The sequence below is a fragment of the Ruegeria sp. P8 genome, from assembly GCF_056534665.1.
On sequence record NZ_JBQERC010000002.1, the window covers coordinates 253,066 to 273,561 of the forward strand.

General features: G+C 57.5%; 19 protein-coding genes and 1 tRNA gene. 4 read left to right on the forward strand and 16 right to left on the reverse strand.

The genetic code is table 11. The annotated features are described in order from the left end of the window. Nucleotides 1–94: 94 nt before the first annotated feature. Nucleotides 95–2,140 (forward strand): ASKHA domain-containing protein, encoded by a 2,046-nt coding sequence (locus ACR0BZ_RS04660; RefSeq protein WP_480919746.1) that lies wholly within the window; start codon nt 95–97, stop codon nt 2,138–2,140. Between the two features lie 53 nt (nt 2,141–2,193). Here the strand turns inward: ACR0BZ_RS04660 and ACR0BZ_RS04665 are convergent, their stop codons facing one another. The 11 genes from ACR0BZ_RS04665 to ACR0BZ_RS04715 form a co-directional block, all read right to left on the reverse strand. Further along, the gene (locus ACR0BZ_RS04665) at nt 2,194–3,300 is read right to left on the reverse strand and encodes an alpha-hydroxy acid oxidase (protein ID WP_480545566.1); all 1,107 of its coding nucleotides are present in this window, start codon (nt 3,298–3,300) and stop codon (nt 2,194–2,196) included. Further along, nucleotides 3,300–3,854, reverse strand: a complete 555-nt coding sequence (comE, locus tag ACR0BZ_RS04670) for a sulfopyruvate decarboxylase subunit beta (protein ID WP_209503877.1) — start codon at nt 3,852–3,854, stop codon at nt 3,300–3,302. The genes ACR0BZ_RS04665 and comE overlap by 1 nt, the downstream gene beginning before the upstream one ends. Beyond that, nucleotides 3,851–4,357, reverse strand: a complete 507-nt coding sequence (gene comD / locus ACR0BZ_RS04675) for a sulfopyruvate decarboxylase subunit alpha (RefSeq protein ID WP_480919747.1) — start codon at nt 4,355–4,357, stop codon at nt 3,851–3,853. The genes comE and comD overlap by 4 nt, the downstream gene beginning before the upstream one ends. Nucleotides 4,358–4,403: 46 nt before the next feature. Beyond that, nucleotides 4,404–4,814, reverse strand: a complete 411-nt coding sequence (locus ACR0BZ_RS04680; protein ID WP_480564692.1) for a universal stress protein — start codon at nt 4,812–4,814, stop codon at nt 4,404–4,406. A gap of 23 nt (nt 4,815–4,837) precedes the next feature. Beyond that, nucleotides 4,838–5,818: an alcohol dehydrogenase catalytic domain-containing protein gene (locus tag ACR0BZ_RS04685; protein WP_480919578.1), complete on the reverse strand. Its 981-nt coding sequence runs from the start codon at nt 5,816–5,818 to the stop codon at nt 4,838–4,840. Further along, nucleotides 5,815–6,576, reverse strand: coding sequence for an SDR family NAD(P)-dependent oxidoreductase (locus ACR0BZ_RS04690; RefSeq protein ID WP_480919579.1), 762 nt, complete (start codon nt 6,574–6,576; stop codon nt 5,815–5,817). Before ACR0BZ_RS04690 ends, ACR0BZ_RS04685 begins: the two co-directional genes overlap by 4 nt. Next, on the reverse strand, nt 6,569–7,876 hold the full coding sequence (gene hisD, locus ACR0BZ_RS04695) for a histidinol dehydrogenase (RefSeq protein ID WP_209503872.1): 1,308 nt from the start codon (nt 7,874–7,876) through the stop codon (nt 6,569–6,571). Before hisD ends, ACR0BZ_RS04690 begins: the two co-directional genes overlap by 8 nt. 12 nt (nt 7,877–7,888) lie before the next feature. Then, nucleotides 7,889–9,217 (reverse strand): TRAP transporter large permease, encoded by a 1,329-nt coding sequence (locus tag ACR0BZ_RS04700; protein WP_480564680.1) that lies wholly within the window; start codon nt 9,215–9,217, stop codon nt 7,889–7,891. Between the two features lie 11 nt (nt 9,218–9,228). Then, nucleotides 9,229–9,741, reverse strand: a complete 513-nt coding sequence (locus tag ACR0BZ_RS04705) for a TRAP transporter small permease (protein WP_209503870.1) — start codon at nt 9,739–9,741, stop codon at nt 9,229–9,231. 108 nt (nt 9,742–9,849) lie between these two features. Continuing rightward, a complete protein-coding gene (locus tag ACR0BZ_RS04710) occupies nt 9,850–10,995 on the reverse strand; it encodes a TRAP transporter substrate-binding protein (RefSeq protein ID WP_480485587.1) in 1,146 nt (381 codons plus the stop codon). Nucleotides 10,996–11,018: 23 nt separating this feature from the next. Further along, entirely contained in the window at nt 11,019–11,204 is a 186-nt protein-coding gene (locus tag ACR0BZ_RS04715; RefSeq protein WP_267366030.1) for a hypothetical protein, read from the reverse strand. 134 nt (nt 11,205–11,338) lie between these two features. Between ACR0BZ_RS04715 and ACR0BZ_RS04720 the strand changes: the two genes are divergently transcribed. The 3 genes from ACR0BZ_RS04720 (at nt 11,339) to ACR0BZ_RS04730 (ending at nt 15,617) form a co-directional block, all read left to right on the forward strand. Next, nucleotides 11,339–12,361, forward strand: a complete 1,023-nt coding sequence (locus ACR0BZ_RS04720) for a LacI family DNA-binding transcriptional regulator (RefSeq protein ID WP_480480847.1) — start codon at nt 11,339–11,341, stop codon at nt 12,359–12,361. 370 nt (nt 12,362–12,731) lie between these two features. After that, entirely contained in the window at nt 12,732–13,952 is a 1,221-nt protein-coding gene (locus tag ACR0BZ_RS04725; RefSeq protein ID WP_480919580.1) for an APC family permease, read from the forward strand. Between the two features lie 48 nt (nt 13,953–14,000). Further along, a complete protein-coding gene (locus tag ACR0BZ_RS04730; protein ID WP_480919581.1) occupies nt 14,001–15,617 on the forward strand; it encodes an MFS transporter in 1,617 nt (538 codons plus the stop codon). On the opposite strand, the gene ACR0BZ_RS04735 is transcribed toward ACR0BZ_RS04730, so the two are convergent. The 5 genes from ACR0BZ_RS04735 to ACR0BZ_RS04755 all read right to left on the reverse strand — a co-directional run bounded on the left by ACR0BZ_RS04735 (nt 15,618) and on the right by ACR0BZ_RS04755 (nt 20,489). Further along, nucleotides 15,618–17,210 (reverse strand): trypsin-like peptidase domain-containing protein, encoded by a 1,593-nt coding sequence (locus ACR0BZ_RS04735; protein WP_480919582.1) that lies wholly within the window; start codon nt 17,208–17,210, stop codon nt 15,618–15,620. Between the two features lie 190 nt (nt 17,211–17,400). Then, a tRNA-Gly gene (locus tag ACR0BZ_RS04740) sits at nt 17,401–17,474 on the reverse strand. A gap of 69 nt (nt 17,475–17,543) precedes the next feature. Further along, entirely contained in the window at nt 17,544–18,371 is an 828-nt protein-coding gene (locus ACR0BZ_RS04745; RefSeq protein WP_480919583.1) for a polyphosphate kinase 2 family protein, read from the reverse strand. 126 nt (nt 18,372–18,497) lie between these two features. Further along, the gene (locus tag ACR0BZ_RS04750) at nt 18,498–19,553 is read right to left on the reverse strand and encodes a methyltetrahydrofolate cobalamin methyltransferase (RefSeq protein ID WP_267365939.1); all 1,056 of its coding nucleotides are present in this window, start codon (nt 19,551–19,553) and stop codon (nt 18,498–18,500) included. A gap of 9 nt (nt 19,554–19,562) precedes the next feature. Continuing rightward, nucleotides 19,563–20,489: a methylenetetrahydrofolate reductase gene (locus ACR0BZ_RS04755; RefSeq protein WP_267365938.1), complete on the reverse strand. Its 927-nt coding sequence runs from the start codon at nt 20,487–20,489 to the stop codon at nt 19,563–19,565. Nucleotides 20,490–20,496: the final 7 nt, after the last annotated feature.

Consider the following 20,496-nt stretch of genomic DNA (forward strand, 5'->3'; position numbering starts at 1 on the left):
GCCGTGCAAATCGTGCCGCTGATAGCCCTTTCCCTTTGCGCTCAAACCCATATCTTGCCGGGAAAACGCGCGAACACAAAAAGGCATGTCACTCATGACCAACGACCCACTTGTCGTCTTTACCCCGTCCGGCAAACGCGGGCATTTTCCTGTCGGCACGCCCATTCTGACCGCAGCCCGCCAATTGGGAGTGGATCTGGATTCGGTCTGCGGGGGCCGCGGTATCTGTTCAAAGTGTCAGATCACCCCAAGCTATGGCGAGTTTCCCAAGCACGGCGTCACGGTGTCCCAGGATGCGCTGAGCGAATGGAACGCGGTCGAGCAACGTTATGACGACAAGCGCGGCCTGAAACCCGGTCGTCGTCTGGGCTGTCAGGCCTCGGTTCAGGGCGATATCGTGATCGACGTGCCGCCGGAAAGCCAGGTGCATCGTCAGGTCGTTCGCAAGGCCGCCACGGCACGCGCCATCACCATGGATCCGGCAACGCGTCTATATTTCGTGGTGGTGGAAGAGCCCGACATGCATTCGCCAACCGGCGATCTGGAGCGCCTTGAACGTGCGCTGCGTGAGCAATGGAAAATTGACGCGGCCACGGCGGACCTATCGCTTCTGTCCAAGCTGCAACCGGTTCTGCGCAAAGGCAAATGGGAAGTCACTGTGGCCGTTCACAAAGGCCACAAGGACAGCGTCGCACGCATTGTCGAAATCTGGCCCGGCCTGCACGAAGGCGGGTTGTATGGGCTGGCCATCGACCTAGGCTCAACTACGATTGCGGCTCATCTGACCGACTTGGAAACCGGCGAAGTTAAAGCGTCATCAGGTCTGATGAACCCGCAAATCCGCTTTGGCGAAGACCTGATGAGCCGTGTTTCATATTCCATGATGAACCCCGGCGGGGATCGGGAAATGACAAAAGCCGTGCGCGAGGCGATCAATGATCTGACCACCTCAATCGCCGAAGAAGCCGGCATTGACACCACGCTGATCGTTGAAACGGTGTTTGTCTGCAACCCGGTCATGCACCATCTACTGCTGGGTCTGGATCCCGTCGAGCTGGGTCAGGCGCCCTTTGCCCTGGCCACGTCCGAGTCGATGTCCCTGCCCGCACGTGAGATGGAACTGACCACCATGAACCCCCGCGCGCAGGTCTATATCCTGCCTTGCATCGCGGGCCATGTGGGCGCGGATTGTGCGGCGGTTGCCCTGTCCGAAGAACCCGGCAAATCCGAGGACTTGGTTCTGATCGTCGATGTGGGCACCAATGCCGAAATCCTGCTGGGCAACACCAGCCGCGTTCTGGCCTGTTCCTCACCTACCGGGCCTGCGTTTGAAGGCGCTCAGATCAGTTCTGGCCAGCGCGCAGCACCCGGCGCGATCGAGCGGATCGAAATCGATCCCCTTACCAAGGAACCCCGCTTTCGCATCATCGGGTCCGAGAAGTGGTCGGACGAAGACGGCTTTGACCTTGATGTCGCCACCACTGGTATCACCGGCATCTGCGGCTCGGGCATTATCGAAGCTGTGGCCGAGATGCGTATGGCTGGCCTTCTGGATGAAAGCGGCCTGATCGGATCGGCCGAACAGACTGGAACGGCCCGTTGCATTCCTGAAGGCCGCACACACGCTTACCTGATTCACGATGCCAGCGCCGAAGGTGGCCCCCGCATCACCGTCACGCAGGGCGACATCCGCGCCATCCAGCTGGCAAAATCCGCGCTATATGCCGGTGCGCGTCTGCTGATGGACGAGATGGAAGTTGACAAGGTGGATCGTGTGGTTCTGGCCGGTGCCTTTGGAGCTCATATTTCGACCAAGCACGCCATGGTTCTGGGCATGATCCCTGATGCGCCCCTAGACAAGGTCACCAGCGCGGGTAATGCCGCTGGTACAGGCGCGCGGATTGCGCTGTGCAATATCGGATCACGCGCTGAAATCGAACGCGTCGTGCGCGAGATCACCAAGATCGAAACCGCCATTGAGCCGAAGTTCCAGGATCATTTCGTGGCCGCCAACGCGATCCCGCACAAAACCGATCCGTTTCCGGAACTGGCGCAGGTTGTCACGCTGCCCAATCCAAGCTTCAACACAGGTGGAGAGAGCGAAACAGGCGGTGGGCGCCGTCGCAGACGCCGCGGTTAAACCAGCATAGGAACGACTCGCAGGTACGCCTCGGGTCGTTCCCCAAACTGGTTTCAGGTTTCGAGACGCACCTCGCCCAGCGACGAAACGCCCATCTGCGCCATGGCAATACTCATTTCATCACTCAGCACAGACCACAATTGCTCAAGCCCTTCTTCCCCTTCTGCCGCGATTGCAAATTGCAGGATGCGGCCGAAGAAGGCAAAATCTGCGCCGTTTGCCAAGGCTTTCAAAACATCCTCGCCCGAGCGCAAACCGCTGTCGTAAAACAGCGGATATTCCGGACCGACGGCGTTCCGAATTTCAGGCAATACGGCAATCGGCGCGGGCGCACTGTCCAACTGGCGGCCACCGTGGCTTGAGACCTGAATGGCATCGACACCTGCCGACTTGAGGTTCAGCGCGTCCTCTGCATCCAGAACGCCCTTGACCACCAGTTTCCCGGCCCACTGGTCGCGCAGACGGGCCAGTGTCTCCCAAGTCGCCTTGGCCCGGCTTTCCCGGCGATCAAAATCATATCCGTCCATCAGGAAATTCGCCATTTCGGGCTTGCCCCGCAGTAGCGTTGATAGCGACCACCGGGGGTGAAGCGCAAAATCAAGCACCTGTTTCGGGCCCATTTTGAATGGCATCCTAAACCCATGGCGCAATTCACGCGGTCGACGTCCCACTTCGGGCACGTCCACCGTCAGCACCAGCGTTTCGTACCCCGCAGCCTTTGCGCGCTCGACCAACTTGAAGGTGCCACTGCCATCGCCGCTGAAATACAGCTGAAACCAGGCATGTCCCTCTGCCTCGACAATCAGGTCTTCCATTGGCGTCGATGCGACGGTTGATACCCCAAGCGGCACCTCGTACCGCGCCGCAAGGCGTGCCAGCATCAGATCTGCACCGGGGGCCGACAGGTTGCACATCCCCATCGGTGCGATGCCAAACGGGCGCTGAGTCGACCTGCCAAAGACGGAACAAGCAAGCGACCTTTCGCTGACATCATTCAGAATTCTAGGGCGAAGGGTCAGCGCATCCAGTGCAGCCCTGTTTCGGGCTGCGCCAACCTCGGACCCGGCGGAACCGTCGATATAGTCAAATACCATCCACGGCAGACGCCGCCGCGCGAGGCGGCGGGCGTCCTCGGAACTGTGGATAGCGCTGGATAACATCAGGCCTGTACGGCCTTCATGAACCGGTCGCGGATCACCACCGGATCCATCGTGATAACAGGCATCTTGGCATTTCCGCTTTCGCACTTAGCCACGATGATGGTCATCTGTTTCGAATCCAGCGCTTCTTGCAGCACGCGGCCGGTGTCTTCGGCCTGACATTCGATTACGCGCTCGCATCCTGCGGCTTCCGCCATTTTCGCCAGAGAGGTCTTCTGCCCGGCATACGTCGGCTGATCCCCAGTGGACCCGTACGACCCATTATCGACGATCAACAGGATATAGTTGTCCGCCACGTTATTGGCGATGGTCGGCAATGTACCCAGATTGGTCAGGACCGACCCGTCCCCATCGATCACGATAACCGGCTTGGGCTGCGACAAGGCCAACCCCAAGCCAATAGATGAGGCCAGTCCCATCGTGCCCAGCATGTAGAAATTGGTGGGCTGGTCGTCGATGGCGTGCAGCTCCTGGCTTGGAATGCCAATGTTACAAACAACGAGCTGATCGCGCAGGATCGGAGCGATTTCTTTCAGAATTTCAGAGCGGATCATTGGTCGCCATAGCCTCCCCAGAAACTGGCATCGGTCAGAATGGCGACCGGTTTGTTGCACATAAAGGTGTATTTGAGGATCGCGTCGAGTTCCTCAACATCTGACTGATGGTGGAAGTGATAAGTCGGGATATTCAGCTGAGCCAGCAGCGCTTTGGTGTGCACAGCCATTTCAACCTGGCAGGCAACCGGTTCGCGCAGCTCTCCGCGATAGGAAATCAGCATCGGCAATGGCATGCGGTAAAACTGGATCAGTGTCGCCAGCGTGTTGATCGTCACACCGATTGCGGTGTTTTGCATGATGATCGCGGGACGCTTGCCGCCCATCCATGCCCCGGCGCACAGGCCCATCCCCTCGTCTTCCTTGTTGGACGGGATGTGATAAATGTCCTCTCGCTGGTCGATTTCAGCGATGACGCCTGCCAGTTGCTTGCAGGGGACGGTGGTGACGAACGAGATATCGTTGGCCACCAGATCGTCGGTTATCTTCTTGTCTATGTTCATGGTCGGGCTGTTGGTCCTGTTGGGGCGCTTGGCGCGATTAAGGAAATCAGGTTCTGCGATGCACATGTACAGCGCAGGGGGCATGACGAACAACGCGTGACGCTGTCGATCCCAGAAAGTAGTCGCTTAGATCCGGTTTATGCGAACCTATGACAATACAGTCCACATTGTTGCTGGTCGCGTAGTCAATGATGGTGCGGGCGGTGTGCCCTTTGATGATTTCGGCTTTCACACCATCCAGCCCGTCAACTTTTTGCAACAAGGCCTGCCTCGCGCGCTCGAACCCTTCGGCTACTGCGGATTTGTCCAGATAGGCGCTGACCGATCCCTGTGGCATTTCGTAGACATGCAAGCCGATGACCTCGGCCCCGTTTTCGGACAAGGCACGCGCGATCTCCAGCGTATGCTGTGAAATGCCGTGATCCAAAGCCATCGGGACCAGAATTTTCTTGTACATGGTGGCCTCCAGTTCTGTCAGGTTTATCCCCAGGGTCTCAGGATAATCTTTGGTGCGGCTACGGAGCCAGAGCGGATATCGCGAAACGCCTGCGCGCCATCAGCCAGTGCACGCTCATCAACCCAATTCAGGGCGCCAAGACGGCTGTCAAAGATCGCCTGAGCCGTGTCGCGGAAATCCTGCGCGGTGTAGGTGTAGGTTCCGATAAAGGTGATCTCCTGCAAGGTCATGCGACGCACGTCCAGACCTCCGGCATCATCACCCAATCCGACATGCGCGATCACGCCACCCGGCGCGACCAGGGCCGAAGCGACCGACCGTGTCGCGGCATATCCAACAGCATCAATGACCAACGGGAAAGACCCATTGGGCGCATCCACAAGTGCAAAACTTTCGATTTCCGCCAGATAAGTCCGGCGCAACGCGTTTGGTTCCGCGATTGTAACGTCTTCAATACCCTGCGCCCGCAGGGCCAAGGCCGCCGCAAGGCCAATAGCCCCTCCGCCAATCACCAAGGCGCGGCGGTCCATCGCAGAATGCTGAGCCTCGATCCCCAGTCTGACTGCGTGCCAGCTTACAGCCAGAGGTTCAGCCAGCGCAGCCTTGGCGAAAGGGACATCATCGGGCACGTCGACAAGATTTCTGCCTGGCATCGAGACATATTGCGCGAACGCCCCTTCGCGCGGTGGCATCGAGATGATCTGGCGGTCCGGGCACAGATTCTCGCGACCCGCCCGACATGCCGCGCATTGGCCACAGGTTACCAGCGGGTTGATCGTCACCCGGTCACCGGCGCGGATACCATCAGCTATGACACCGGCTGCCTCGTGCCCGAGGATCAGGGGCGCTGGGCGACGTGCATCATGGCCCAGATAGGCGTGCATGTCCGATCCGCAGATGCCAACCGCCTCGACCCGGATCAGGTGTTCCGATGCGCCCGGTTCGGCATTCGGCACATCGTCAAACACCATGTGTTCAACACCTTTGTAAACCAGAGCCTTCATTTGGCAGTAAACCCTCCGTCAACCATCAGAACCTGTCCCGTGACATAGTCAGACGCCCGAGAGCATAAGAACAGGATCGGCCCGTCGATATCCTGCATCCGCCCATTGCGTCCGATACAGGTTTGCGCGGCGTTCCGTTCCGCGCGCTTGGGGTCGTCGAACACAGCCTGCGTCAGTTCGGTGGGAAAGAACCCCGGTCCGATGGCGTTGGCGTTTATGCCAAAGGGCGACCACGCCTCGGCCATGGCGCGTGTCAACTGCCCGATCCCCGCCTTGGACGCGCCATAGGCGATACCACCTGGAAAAGCGCGCGTTGTTTGCAGCGAGGCGAAATTGACAATTCGCCCCCACCCCTTTTCCTTCATTGTCGGCACCATGGCTTGGCTAAGGAAGAACGGCGCGCTCAGGTTCAGGGCAAGCGTGGCATCCCACCCCTCAGGAGTAACATCAGCAGCAGCCTCACGCGTATTCACCCCAGCCGCATGGACCAGAATGTCGGGGGGGCCAAACTTGGAAGTGACGGCCTGTGTCAACGCATCTACCCCAGCGCGATCTGCAACGTCTGCAACAACCGCTGCAGCGCGCGTGCCAATCTCGGCCCGCATCTCCGCCAACGCATCACTGCGCCGGGCAACGCCGATAACACGGGCACCTGCTGCGGCAAGAGTCCGTGCCACTTGCCGCCCAAGTCCCGAGCTGGCACCGGTGATACACGCCACCCGGCCAGTCAGGTCAAACAATGAGCGCGGGTCATCCATCGGCAGTCAAGTCGAACTGCTCGTCCGGGAAGTACTTCGCAAGACGCACATCTGCTGCACGGGCGTGACCCTCCATTCCTTCTAACCGCGATATCCGCGCGGTCGCTTCGGCAATGGGCTTCGACCCTTCGCGCGTAGCCCGCTGCCACGTCACTATCTTCATGTATTTGTGGACACTCAGCCCGCCAGTATAGCTGGCCGCGCCCGAGGTTGGCAGAACATGGTTCGTACCGGTCGCCTTATCTCCGTATGACACGGTTGTTTCCTCGCCCAGAAACAGCGATCCATAACAGGTCAGTCGTTCCAGCCACCAATCTAGATCCTCAGCCTGAACCGTCAGATGCTCAGGTGCATATTCGTCGGAACAGGCGGCCATCTCTTCGCGGTTGGAACAGACGATAACCTCAGCATAATCGCGCCATGCGGCCGAGGCGTTCTCGCGGTTCAGTTCCGGCAGATCGGCGATGAGCGCAGGTACCAGTTCCATCACCTTTTGCGCAAGGTCGCGATCATCGGTGACCAGCCAGACCGGCGAGTTGTATCCGTGCTCGGCCTGACTGACCAAATCGGTGGCGACGACATGCGCATCGGCAGACTGATCGGCAAGGATCAAACTGTCGGTCGGACCTGCGATCATGTCGATACCAACCTTGCCGTAAAGGATGCGCTTGGCTTCGGCCACGAACTGATTGCCGGGGCCCACAAGGATGTTGGCGCGCGGCAAACCGAACAGACCGTAAGTCATGGCGGCAACACCCTGCACGCCCCCCATGGCCAGAATGCTGTCGGCCCCGCAGATATGCGCCGCATAAACGATGGCAGGCGCAACCCCTTCGCCAGGGCGCGGAGGCGAGCACGCTGTGATGTGGCGACATCCCGCAACTTTCGCGGTGGTCACTGTCATAATCGCACTGGCGATGTGGCTGTATCGCCCCCCTGGCACGTAACACCCTGCAGCATCCACTGGAATTGCCTTCTGCCCGGCGACGAAACCCGGAACGATCTCGGTCTGAACGTCAGATACGGTCGCTTTCTGCGTTTCGGCAAAGCGCCGCACATTGTCATGGGCGAAACGGATGTCGGCCTTCAGCTTTTCGGACACTTTTGCACAGGCGGCCTCAATCTCAGCCGGGGTCAGCAAGACATTCCCTTCGTACTTGTCGAACTTGGCGGCGTATTCTCTTGCCTTTGCATCACCGCCCGCCTCGATATCGGTAAGAATGGTCTTCACCGTATCATGCACCTCTGAGGCGTGTGATTGAGCCGTTAAAGTTGCCTTTTTCAGATATTCACGAGGCATGTTCAGCAGGTCCTATTGGTAGATTTCAGGTAGCAATGTTGTCGACACGGCTGGCACGTAGGCGATCAGGATCACTACGATCAGCATGGTCAATACGAAAGGCACGGCTCGGGCGGCAATCTTCAGAATGGATTCACCGGTAATGCCAGATACGACAAACAGGTTCAGCCCCAGCGGCGGGGTGATAAAACCCACTCCCAGCGCGGTGATCATCATGATGCAGAACTGGATCTCATTCATGCCGATATTGTCCGCCAGTGGTTTCAGGATAGGTGCCAGGATGACGATATTCGGCGTCGTCTCCATGACGCAGCCCGCTGCGATCAGGATGCCGATCATCAACAGGATCAGCAGAGATGGGTCGTCTGTCAGCGAGGTCACCGAAGTGACAAACCCCTGAGGAACACCCATGATCGCCAGCGCCTCGGCCAGCGGAGCCGAAAAGGCGATGATCGGCAGGATCACCCCGTTCACCTTTGCAGAGCTGACCAGCATCGACGGAAAATCCGCCAATGTCAGCGTACGCAGGATGAAGCCCATGATGATGGTGACGACAACAGCCGTGGCACCAGCCTCAGTCGGCGTAAGTCGGCCCGAAAAGATGCCGTAAAAGATAATCCCCGGCACGATAAAGGCATACCAGCCAGACCTGAGCGCCTTGCCCAGATTGGCCAACCACTCCCCCATGGTCATCATGCCGCCGCCTTCGTATGCATAAAGGCGGTTCATGATGATGTTGGTGATCAGGATCGACACCAGGATAGCCAGACCCGGGATCAGGGCGGCCAGAAAAAGCGTCGATGCGGAAATACCCAGCACAAGGCCGATGATGATATAGGCGATCGAGGGCGGTATCAGAATGCCGGTGCAGGCACCGGCCGCGACCAGAGCACAGGCGTAGGGGCGCGGATACCCGCTTTCCACCAACCGGTTGATGGTCATCCTGCCAACCGCAGCAGCCCCGGCGGCGTCTGATCCCGAAATCGCGGCAAACATTCCGCAGACCAGCACCGTGGCCGATCCGAAGCCGCCCTTGGCGAAGCATGTCAAAGCCTCGGCAACATCCAGAAACTTGCGTGACAACCCCGTCCGAACCAGAACATCCCCGGTCAGGATAAACAGGGGCACGGCAGTCAGGGCAAAAGCATCGATGCCGGTAAACAGGCTCTCTCCGACAAGGCTGAGAGGAAGGTCACCGGACATGATCAGCATTACGATCGCAGCCGTTCCAATGGCCGCCCAAACCGGTACGGCCAAAGCGATCAGGGCAACAAACAGGATCACCGGCAGATAAAAATCCCAGCCCAGTTCAACAGTTTGATTGAGGGAGTTCCAAAGCATCCGGTCTCTCCTCAGTCAAACAGTTTGTCGCCTTCGAAGACGGGCGTGCCGTCGCGAAGGCATTTCAGATCGCGCAACAGGGATTGGATCAGCCGCCAGATCATCAGGGCAAACCCGGTCGGCACGGCCATCAGGAACCAAACCTTGGAAATCCGCAATCCGTCCGTAACGGAACCAAACTTGGCCGAAACGTGCACGGCTTCATACGACCAGTAGAGTGCGATGATCGCCACCAGGAACATCACCAGATCGCCGAAGATATAAAGCAGTGCCTTGGGGCGCGGCCCGACATAGTGCATGATCACATCGATCCGGATATGAGCGCGCTCTTTCACCGCGGCAGCAGCACCGATCCAAGCCAGATAGATAAAGGAATACCGCACGATTTCCTCGCCCCAGATCGAGGAATAGGCGAATATCTCGCGCCGCAGCACCTCGATGGCCATGGTGATCACCAGCATCACGTAGAACACCAGCAGCAACCAGCGTTCTGCGTTTCGGTCAATGTTCTGAAGAACGGTCATCTGATCCTCCGGCGATGGGACAGCCCGGTCCGTACCTGCCTTGACGGGCCACTGTCGGCCGCGCGGTACAAGAATCGTGGACGCCAGCAGGCGCCCACGGGTTTCACCTTAGGCGTCGTGGACGTAGTATTTGCCCTGCGTACCGGCCGCTTCGACCAGCTTCTCAAAGTTGTCCATCGAACCGGCCAGTTCCGTCTTGAAAGGATCCCATTCCGAACGCTGATACCCACCGGCATCCTGCCATTCCGCCAACTGATCATCGCTGAGTGAATGGAATTCAACACCTGCCTTGTTCAGCTCGGACATGGCGTAAGCACGCGCCGACGGAACCTTGGACAGGTTCTGATGGCCAGTCATCTCGGCACCCCACATAATGCCTTCCTGCACGTCAGCAGGCATCGAGTTGAACCACTCCAGATTACAGGAATAAACCTGACTGTCCGGAACGGCCTGCGTGAAGGTCACATGGCTGAGGATGTCCTTGAAACCAAAGACATACAGTGCTCCAACTGACGGGTCGAGCGCGTCGGCAACACCCTGCTTGATCGCCGAAGGTGTTTCACCCCATGCCACAGGCGTCGGGTTGGCACCAACCATGCGATAGTATTGTTGCAGCATCTTCGAACCGGGAACGCGGAACTTGATCCCGCCCATGTCCCCCGGTGTTATGACCGCATTGCCACCCTGCCGGACTGCGACAACACGCGGATCGATATTCACGTAGAACAGGGCCTTGAAGCCTGCCGCCTCGACCTTGGGGTGGACTTCGCTTTTCCACGTGTCCGAATGGACAAGGTTGGTGAAGCGCTGGTTCGACCCGCACAGATACGGCATGTTGATCAGGTCGACCGTGGACGCAAAAGGCGCAAAATTTGACAGCGAGTGCTGCGCGGCCTGAATGGTTCCACCTTGTACTTTCTGCACCAGCGCACCGCCCGCGCCTAGCTGGCCACCGGGGGCCAATTTGACATAGACCTTGCCGTTGGTAGCATTCTGGATGTTTTCCTTCAGATCCAGCTGCATGATCGGATAGCTGCGCGACGCACCCAGCACATAGGCTGTGGCCACCGTCATAATGTGGTCTGCGGCCTTTTCGCGCTCACTCTCTTCTTTTGCGGTTTGCGCGGCAGCCTCGGAAGACCACAAAACACCCCCTGCCCCGGCAACCAATGCGGCCGTGAACGCGCCACTCGCGCTCAGCTTCAGAAAGTTGCGACGTTCTGTTGACGCCAGTTCAATCTCGTCGTTGTTCATGAATTGCCCTCCCAAGCAAAAGTTCAGCTGCCGTCTGTTGCGTTTCGGTCAGCTTCCTTTTTCAGAATCGCGACAACGAACAAAATCGACGCCGCGAACAGAACCAACATCTCTCCTACGTCACCAAGAAACGCGCGGCCTGCAAAAGCACCCAAAGCAACGTTGGCGAAATAGATCGCGAAAACGACGACAGATGCAGCAAGGACCATTTCCGGGACTCCCGTTCAGAATCGGTTCAACACCTTTGTAAGCGCTTACATCAATATTGCAAGCGCTTACATTGGTGCTTTCATCATTTGAAAAATGCGATTAACTTAAGCCAACTGGAATTGAGAGTTCGAGAATGTCAAAACATCGGTCTGCTCCGACACTGGATGACGTTGCCAAGGCCGCGGGTGTTTCGACCGCGACAGTGTCCCGGTGTCTGAACAACCCGCAACAAGTTGTTGAAGCAACGCGCAAGCGTGTCCTGTCGACGGTCGAGGAATTGGGGTACACGCCAAATTTCGCGGCCCGCGTGATGGCGGCCAAGCGGTCATTTACCATTGGCGCCATCATCCCCACCATGGAAAACGCGATATTCGCAAGAGGGTTACAAGCGTTTCAGGAAGAAATTCATCAGCGTGGCTACACGCTGCTGGTCTCCAGTTCAGCTTATGAACCCGAAGCGGAAAAGGATCAGATCCGAACCCTGGTTGCACGGGGTGCAGATGGATTGTTGCTGATCGGTCATGACAGGGACGCAGATATTTACGATTATCTGGACAGACGGAAAGTGCCCGCGCTGGTTGCCTGGTCCTTTCTGCCGGATAAACCTGTGCCGTCAGTTGGGTTCGACAACCGCAAGGCCATGAAAGCGCTGGCAGACCAGATCATCAGACAAGGACATACGCGTCTTGCGACGATATCGGGTATCAGTTCGGGAAATGATCGGGCGCGGCTCAGGATCGCAGGGATAAAAAGCGCCATGGCTGAGCACGGCTTGCAGCCGGATGACCTAATGGTGATCGAAACCACATATGAGTTCGAGAATGGCGCGACGGCATTCAGGGATCTCATGGCGACTGACATGCCGCCGACCGCAGTTTTGTGCGGAAACGATGTTCTGGCAGTCGGCGCATTGAGGCAGGCGCAGAAAATGGGGCTCCGAGTGCCCGAAGACGTGTCGATAACCGGCTTTGACGACATCGAAATCGCGCGCATTGTCAGCCCTGCCCTGACAACGGTTCACGTGCCCCACCGTGAAATGGGTCAAAAGGCTGCGCAGGAGTTGATACGAATGATCGAAACGAACTCTGCGGGCCAGTCTTTGGAGCTTTTGACCCATTTGGTCACCCGAGACTCCTTGCTTGACCGCATTCCTTAAGGCTCAGAAAGTTCGGCGGTTCATTGCGTGTAAAAGGCGCACCGGTCTACGATTCAGTGTGACGATCCGCTTTCATTGACCTGAATCAAAGCACGCAAAGTGACCACATAGTGAAGTACGAATATATCAACGGGCCCGACGCTCACCTGCCTGACCCCAAGCAAATTTACCGGTGATCAGTATTTCAATGGCGCGAAGGTTTCACTCCACGGGCGCGGCAAATGCGAGGCGCGCTCTTCTGCCGACTACGCTCTGGCTTCTCGGGACCAACCGCACGTCAGTCACTGCATATGATCGAGGCAACTAATCAAGTACAGAAACGTCGAAGCCAACTTAAGACACGCGGAGCGAAGCAATTGGCGGATAGATGATGTCCATCGTTGAACAAAAGACACCAAAGCTGCGGCGGGCGCTGACGACCCCGCTGCTCACGCTCTATGGGCTTGGAGTTACCGTTGGAGCCGGAATTTACGTGCTTGTTGGTGCGACGGCCGGGATTGCGGGCCCGTATGCCGCTGTTTCGTTCCTGATTGCTGCACTTGTAGTTGCGCTGACTGCCCTGTCTTACGCAGAATTGGCAACCCGATATCCAGTGAGTGCAGGTGAAGCCGCTTATGTCGAAGCAGGGTTTCAGAAAAGCTGGATGGCCGTTCTGGTTGGTCTCGCGGTGGCCGCCTCGGGCATCATCTCGGCCTCGGCCGTGGCTATCGGGGCCGCGTCGTACCTTCAAACGCTTACAGGTATAGGCATTTCAAGTCTGACAATCGGTGTTGTTCTGGTCATGGGGCTGATCGCCCTATGGGGGATCACGCAGTCGGTAATGGTGGCGGCAGTCATTACCATCATAGAAATCAGCGGGCTACTTGTCGTTATTGGTTGGGGCCTGTCCCTTCCTGAGCCTCAGGGCTATGCGCTCACCCAGATGGTTCCCGGGCTGGACCCAAACGCCTGGAGAGGGATTTTGGCCGCTTCGCTTCTGGCGTTTTTCGCCTTTGTCGGTTTCGAGGACATGGCGAATGTCGCTGAAGAAGTAAAAGACCCCGCCGGAACAATCCCGAAAGCGATCCTGTTGACGCTTGTTCTGGCCACGGTCTTGTATCTTGTTACGTCCATGACTGTTCTGTATGTGGTGCCGATCGATGTCCTTTCGACGTCCGCCGCTCCGCTGGCCCTGATTTTTACGGACGCACCCGAGGTTATCCAGCAGGGGTTTTCGGCCATTGCCATCGTAGCCACGATCAATGGTGTTCTGATCCAGATGATCATGGCATCCCGCGTGATTTACGGGCTCGCGGATCGGGATCATTTGCCTAAGTTTCTGGCTACGGTATCTCAGGTCACTCAGACGCCAACGGTAGCGACAATCATGGTCACGGCGATAATCCTGTTGCTGACCCAAACGCTTCCAATCGCCATTCTGGCCGAGCGCACGTCGCAAATTGTTCTGGGGGTCTTTGTGCTGGTCAATCTTTCACTGATCCTTTTGAAGACCCGGGCTGAAACCGATGAACCGCAGTTCCGCGTGCCTCTTGTTGTTCCCCTCTTTGGGGTGGTGACCAGTTTGTTGCTTTTTGCGTCCGCGTTTCTGTAAGCCTGTATCATTGGGTCAAGGAAATCCTGCGATGCGATTTACGTGAACATGACCACTGACCAGCCTTCTACAGGAGCGCCGCTTTCTGCATGGTGGCAAAGAACCTTTGTTGATCTGGCGCGACAGATGCGATGGTCCTACCTGCCACCGCTCATGGTCTACTTTGCCGCCGGGGTTTCTGGCCTGACATCGGTCGTCGGCGCTTTTTTTCTTAAGGACTATCTTAACCTATCCGCTTCCTTTGTAGCCGGGTTGGCGTTTTGGGCCGGGCTTCCCTGGATCTTGAAAATGCCACTGGGTCATATCGTTGATCTGTTTTGGCGGTGGAAGTCATTGCTGATCCTATTGGGGGCAACCCTGATCACCTTGTCCCTGCTCACCATGTACGGGCTTGTGGCCTTTCCCGGACATATGGTTGATGTCATACCGCTGGAACACTGGTATATCATTGCCCTGCTCTTGGCGCCTTCCGGCTATGCCATTCAGGATGTCGTCGCCGACGCGATGACGGTCGAGGCCGTTCCAAAGATCAATCCCCACGGGCAGCCGTTTTCGCCCGAGGAAACCCGTGCGCAGCATACAACAATGCAAACACTGGGCAGGATCGCCATTTTCTCGGGATTTGCAGCCGTAGCCGCGGTCAATATCTGGGTGTTCTCGGGAACCGAGGGCATGCAGAAATCAGACCGTCTTGCATTGTATGGCAACGTCTATCTGATCGCGCTTGTCATTCCGCTGTTGTCCGTCAGCGGTGTGGTTTTGCACGGTTTGATACAGCGTCAACATCTTCGCCTAGGTCATCCCCCGCATAACCCTGACGAAACCACCGAGGTCAAATGGCCAATCCTGTTGGGCGGTCTCGCCTTTGTTGTACTGAGTATCGTGTTGGGAACATCGAATTTCCAACTCGCCCAGGAAACTATTTTTGTAGTCTCACTGAGTGTGATCTTGTACCTGATGTCGCGCTTGGTGAAGGAACTGAACCCAAATCAGGCAAAGGCTCTGATTGGTACGGCGATAATCATTTTCGTGTTTCGTGCGGTTCCCCTGCCCGGGCCGGGGCTGACCTGGTTCGAAATCGACGAGTTGGGGTTTGACGAGCAGTTCCTGGCAATCCTGGCGCTTCTGACGTCCCTGCTTGCACTGGTCGGGCTCATCGTCCTGAGACCGTTTATGGCCAACCGCTCGATTGCGCAGGTCGTCATCATTCTGACCATAGCGTCGGGGGTCCTCGCCCTGCCCAACCTTGCGCTGTATTACGGCGTGCATGAATGGACATCTGCGCATACCGGCGGGATCGTAGACGCAAGGTTCATTGCAATCCTCGACACCGCAGTTGAATCTCCGCTGGGTCAAATCGCGATGGTTCCGATGCTGGCCTGGATCGCACGTAATGCTCCTGTGCATCTGAAGGCAACTTTCTTTGCCGTCATGGCGTCATTCACCAACATGGCCTTGTCGGCCAGCAGTTTGGCAACGAAATACATGAACCAGATTTTCGTGGTGTCGCGCGCGGTAACCGACCCGGAAACCGGTGTCGTCACATCGATTGCCGATTACAGCCAACTTGGACACCTGTTGATCGCCGTAGCCGTGACTTCCGTGATCGTTCCGTTGACGGTCGTATTCTTTGTTCAAAAATCGCCGTTCCAGACCAGTGATTGATTACTGGCTGACAGTTTCATTCAGCAAGGTTTTCAGGTGCAAAACCGGAACCCCGATGTTTGAACCCCCGAACTCTGGCAGGATCGCGGCGTTAATCGCGACCACCTCTCCCTTGCGGTTCAGGGCCGGCCCTCCGCTTCCTCCTGACGTTGTTTCTGCGTCGTAAACGACTGCACCCGGGCTTGTCTGCGCCACGATTCCTCGGCTGGCGAGAGGTTGAACCTGGTTTTGCGCAGATAACCGTGCGGCGATCGTCCAGAAATTGACGGACCCGTCTTTCTCGAGCGTTTTCAGAAATTCCGGCCCCGCCTGCGCAATTAACGCTTTCAGGCCAGTAGGATACCCCAGAAGAAAGACTTCGTCACCGCTGCGAGGAAGGTCATCGGCCAGTCGTAATCCCAGCCCCTCGATACGGCTTGGATCAACCGACAAAAGCGCAAGATCAGCGGTCTCACTGAACCGGTCCAAAGTGGCCTCGATCGGGTCGGCCTGACCTGGCAGATAGGCCAGCAACCGCAGCATCTCGGCCTCAAGACCTGCGTTTTTCAGCGCCTGAGCCTTGTCGCCGGATGTCCAGGGCAAGGCAACGTGGCGGTTGGTGGCCAACAGCGGCGTACCCTCCAGCAGAAACCCGGTGCCGGTGAACTGGAACTCTGCGGGCTCACCCGTTGCGTCCGGTTCGATCCAGGGTTGACCGAAGGGCGTTTGCAACTTCTCTCCGTTTGGCCCCAACACATGGCGCAGCAGTTTACCGCTTTCGATATGACGTAATCCGTAGGCGCCCTGAATGAAAGCCACGGATTGAGTAGAGGCGGTGATAACCCGGGTGGACGCCCCCGCGCGCTGTTCAAGGGTACCCAACCGCTGCTCGGTTGATATCAGTTGGTTCTGAAAGGCATCCCTCAACGCCACAAGGTCTTCTGGGGTCAGCACATCTTCCCGCGTCTGGCTAAGCATGGCCGACACCGCTTCGATCTTGCGGGCTTCCTGTTGCAGGCTGTCGGCCAGTCTACGGTCGTTTTGATAAAGCAGGAACAGCAGACCTGCGATCAGCGCAATCGCTGCAACCACCGCAATCCTGAAGAACATAGTGGTTTGAGAAACAAGCCTTCGCCCACTCTCACGCAGCGCACCCGACATTCTTTGGGCAAAGGGCCGGCGACTTGACCGCGCATAGGCATAGGCGTCACTCAGGATATCCTCGACCGTGTGACGAATGGGAAACCTCTGAGTACAAATGCGATACCGGGATATCGGACCCAATTCGCCAAATTCGATCATGTCGCCGTGTTTCAGCGTTGCCGAGACAATCTTGTGGCCATTGACCCAGATGTCTTGCCCTGCCAGCGCGTTCAGCACATAGCCCCCCTCGGACCACTGAAGCGTTGCGATATCTTCGTCATGGGGCGGCGTGTTGTCTTTCAGGCGCAGACCTAGCGCACGGCCTTCGCCAACAGAAACAGTCAATGCGCTGTCAACAAGCCAGGAAACCGTTCCACGGGACGGGCCGGTCAGGCTCTCCAGAAAAGCATGAACATCACCTGCGCAAGGCTCTTGGGGTGTACTCGTGCCGGTCTGATCAATTTCCCGCATAGTTGGGCTCTGCTCAACAGTGATGGCGTCACTCTATCATAAGACGCCCGGAATCCTACCAATCGCAAGGGGGATGCCCAAAACCGGAAATATCCACTGGCACAAGTCAATTTGGTGGAACGTCCCGAAACGACCCCCATGCCTGCCGGAGCAGGCCTTCACCGGAAATCGCCGTCTGACCTAAGAGTTCTGGAGCGGGTAGCGGGAATCGAACCCGCGCGTTCAGCTTGGGAAGCTGACAGGCTACCATTACATCATACCCGCCGCACCCCCGAGATATAACCAGAGTTCCCTGACGCGCAAGCCGGATCGTTTCAGCTCGCCCGGAAAATGTCACTCAGTCCGCGCACGAAGACTGTCGATCAGCGAGTCTTCAACATCCAAAGCCTGGATGGCCGCCTCAAGCGTACGGCTGTCCAGATGTTGCGGGTTCAGATCGACCCCTGCTGAAAACGCTTTGACAATGGCCTTCATGGCGCTGATGCGCGCATATCTTTTGTTATTGGCCGGTATTACGTGCCACGGCGCCAGATCGGTTGACGTCCGGGCCAACATTTCATCCACGGCGATCTCGGTAACATCCCATTTCTCGCGATTCCGGAAATCCTCGTACGTCAACTTCCAGCGCTTCAACGGGTTTCTTAGCCGTTCTGTAAACCGCTGCATCTGTTCATCTTCAGAGATGTGGAAGAACAGCTTGACGATCCGGGCACCATCGTCGACCAGCATGCGTTCGAAATCGTTGATTTCCTGATAAGCAGCGCGCCAGCGTGTTTCCGGTGTCAGGTTCTCGATCCGCTCGACCAACACGCGCCCGTACCAGCTGCGGTCGAATGCGGATATCGCTCCGGACGGTGGCAAACGTTCCCAAAACCGCAGCAGGTAATGCCGGTTGAGGTAGTAGTTCCGGGGCGCCCCAATTGGCCAGACCTTAAAGCTGCGCGGGTCCAAAGCCTGGCTGATCCTACGAATGGTTCCCCCCTTGCCAGCCGCATCCCAACCCTCGAACACCAGCACACCCTTGAGCCCGTGAAACAGATACGCTTGTTGAATCCTGGCCAGCTTGGCCTGAAGATCAATCAGTTGCTCGAAATACTCCTTTTTGCCCAACCGCTTGGTCAGTTCCGCTTCTGAGAGGTTCGGGGGGTGATGTTTGCGCATGGTGCCACCTGATCGTTGCGTCCCGGATCAGGATATCCTGAACCCTTGCGTAAAATCGACATTGATCAGGGGCAAACGAAAAAGGCCGGGCACAGTGCCCGGCCTTAGCTGTCTTTGTTGATGTAATCAGGCGCGGCGACGACGGCCACCGCCGCGACGACCACCGGCTGCGCCACCGGCCTCGTCAGGTGATTTGTTGAACCTGATCCACTCCCCACCATGCGGGTCGTTGTTGGTCAGCAGGTTGGCGGCGCGGATGGCCTCCATCTCCTTACCGGCGCGCGGCTTGGTGGAGCCCAGGCCAAACATCTGAACGAACGTCTCGTCATCCATGCCTTCGGGCAGGATGATGCCAGCTGCGGCAACGGCTTCTTTTTTCTCGGCGATTTTTGCCTGCGTCACCGGCAGAGCCACCGGGTTCATGATCGCCGAGGTCATGCCGGCACCCATTGCCATCGGCAGGAAGGCATTGTTGATGCCGTGGCGGTTCGGCAGACCGAACGAGATGTTGGACGCGCCACAGGTGGTGTTAACGCCCAGCTCCTCGCGCAGGCGACGGACCAGAGCAAACACCTGCTGACCGGCAGTTGCCATCGCACCGATCGGCATGACCAGCGGATCAACAACGATGTCGTGCGCAGGGATGCCGAAATCAGCGGCACGTTCAACGATCTTTTTGGCCACTTCGAAACGGACATCGGGGTCTTCCGAGATGCCTGTGTCGTCGTTCGAGATTGCCACAACAGGAACATTGTATTTTTTGACCAGCGGCAGAACCAGTTCCAGACGCTCTTCCTCACCTGTGACCGAGTTCAGCAGCGGGCGACCTTCCGCCGCCTCAAGACCCGCTTCCAGAGCACCGGGAACCGACGAGTCGATACACAGCGGAACTTCAACCAGACCCTGCACCAGCTCAACGATCTTGCGCATAAGCGGCGGTTCGGTCTCGTTCGGGTTTGGGTTCGAGTTGTAGACGACGCCCGCATTGATATCCAGAACGGTTGCGCCCGCCATCACCTGTGCCAGCGCATCTTTCTCAACCGTCGAGAAATCGCCTGCTTCCAGTTCGGCCGCCAGCTTTTTCCGACCGGTCGGGTTGATCCGCTCGCCGATCACGCAGAACGGTTCGTCAAAGCCCAGAACGGCGGTTTTTGTTTTTGATTCTACGACTGTACGGGTCATGTCCGTTCCTTAGGAGTTTGCAGGCTGCGCCGAGGCGCCGCCATTATTGATCGCCCAGTTGGCGTTGGTTTTGATCCCGCCCAGCGGGAAGAAGTGCACGTTGGTGATGTTGAAATCCGGGTTGGCCGCCTTGTGGTTGGCCAATTCAGTCACAACATCATTCGGCTCATAGGGCAGCAGAAGCTTCGACACATCCATGGCGCGCTTTTGCAGAACTTTCAGCGACGGGCCGACGCCGCAGGCAATTGCGAACTTGATAAGGGTCTGCAGTTTGGCCGGACCGGCGATACCGATGTGGATGGGCAGGTCGATACCCGCCTCTTTCAGACTATCTGCCCAGGCGATGATCGGTTTGGCATCGAAGGCAAACTGGGTTGCCAGCGCCATCTCGGCATCCGTGGTCTCGTTGAATTTCTGTTTCCAGCGCAGGGCGTCATCGACATTCTTGGTGGACCCATCGGGATCGATGTCCTTGTTCCCCTCGGGGTGACCGGCAACATGAAGACGTTTGAACCCTGCCTTGTCGAACAGACCGGTTTCCATCAGCTGCATGGAACTGTCGAAATCGCCATGCGGCTTTGTCACGCCACCGGCCAGCAACAGCGCCTGCTCGACGCCCGCCTCGCCCTGGTACATCGAGATCCAGTTTTCCAACGTCGCCGCATCCTTGATGATCCGCGCCGGGAAGTGGGGCATGACAGGATAGCCTTCGGCTGCAATCCGCTTGGCTGTCTTGACCATATCTTCAATCGGGGTACCTTCGATATGGGCAATGTAAACGCGTGTGCCCTCGGGCAGCAGAGCGCGGAAATCCTCGACCTTTTCGGCGGTCCGCGGCATGACCTCGATCGAATAGCCTTGCAGGAAGGCTTCGACGGTCGGGTTCACAGGGCTGTTTTCGACCACATCACGTTTCTTGAAGTTCAGCAAAGCCATTGAGGCC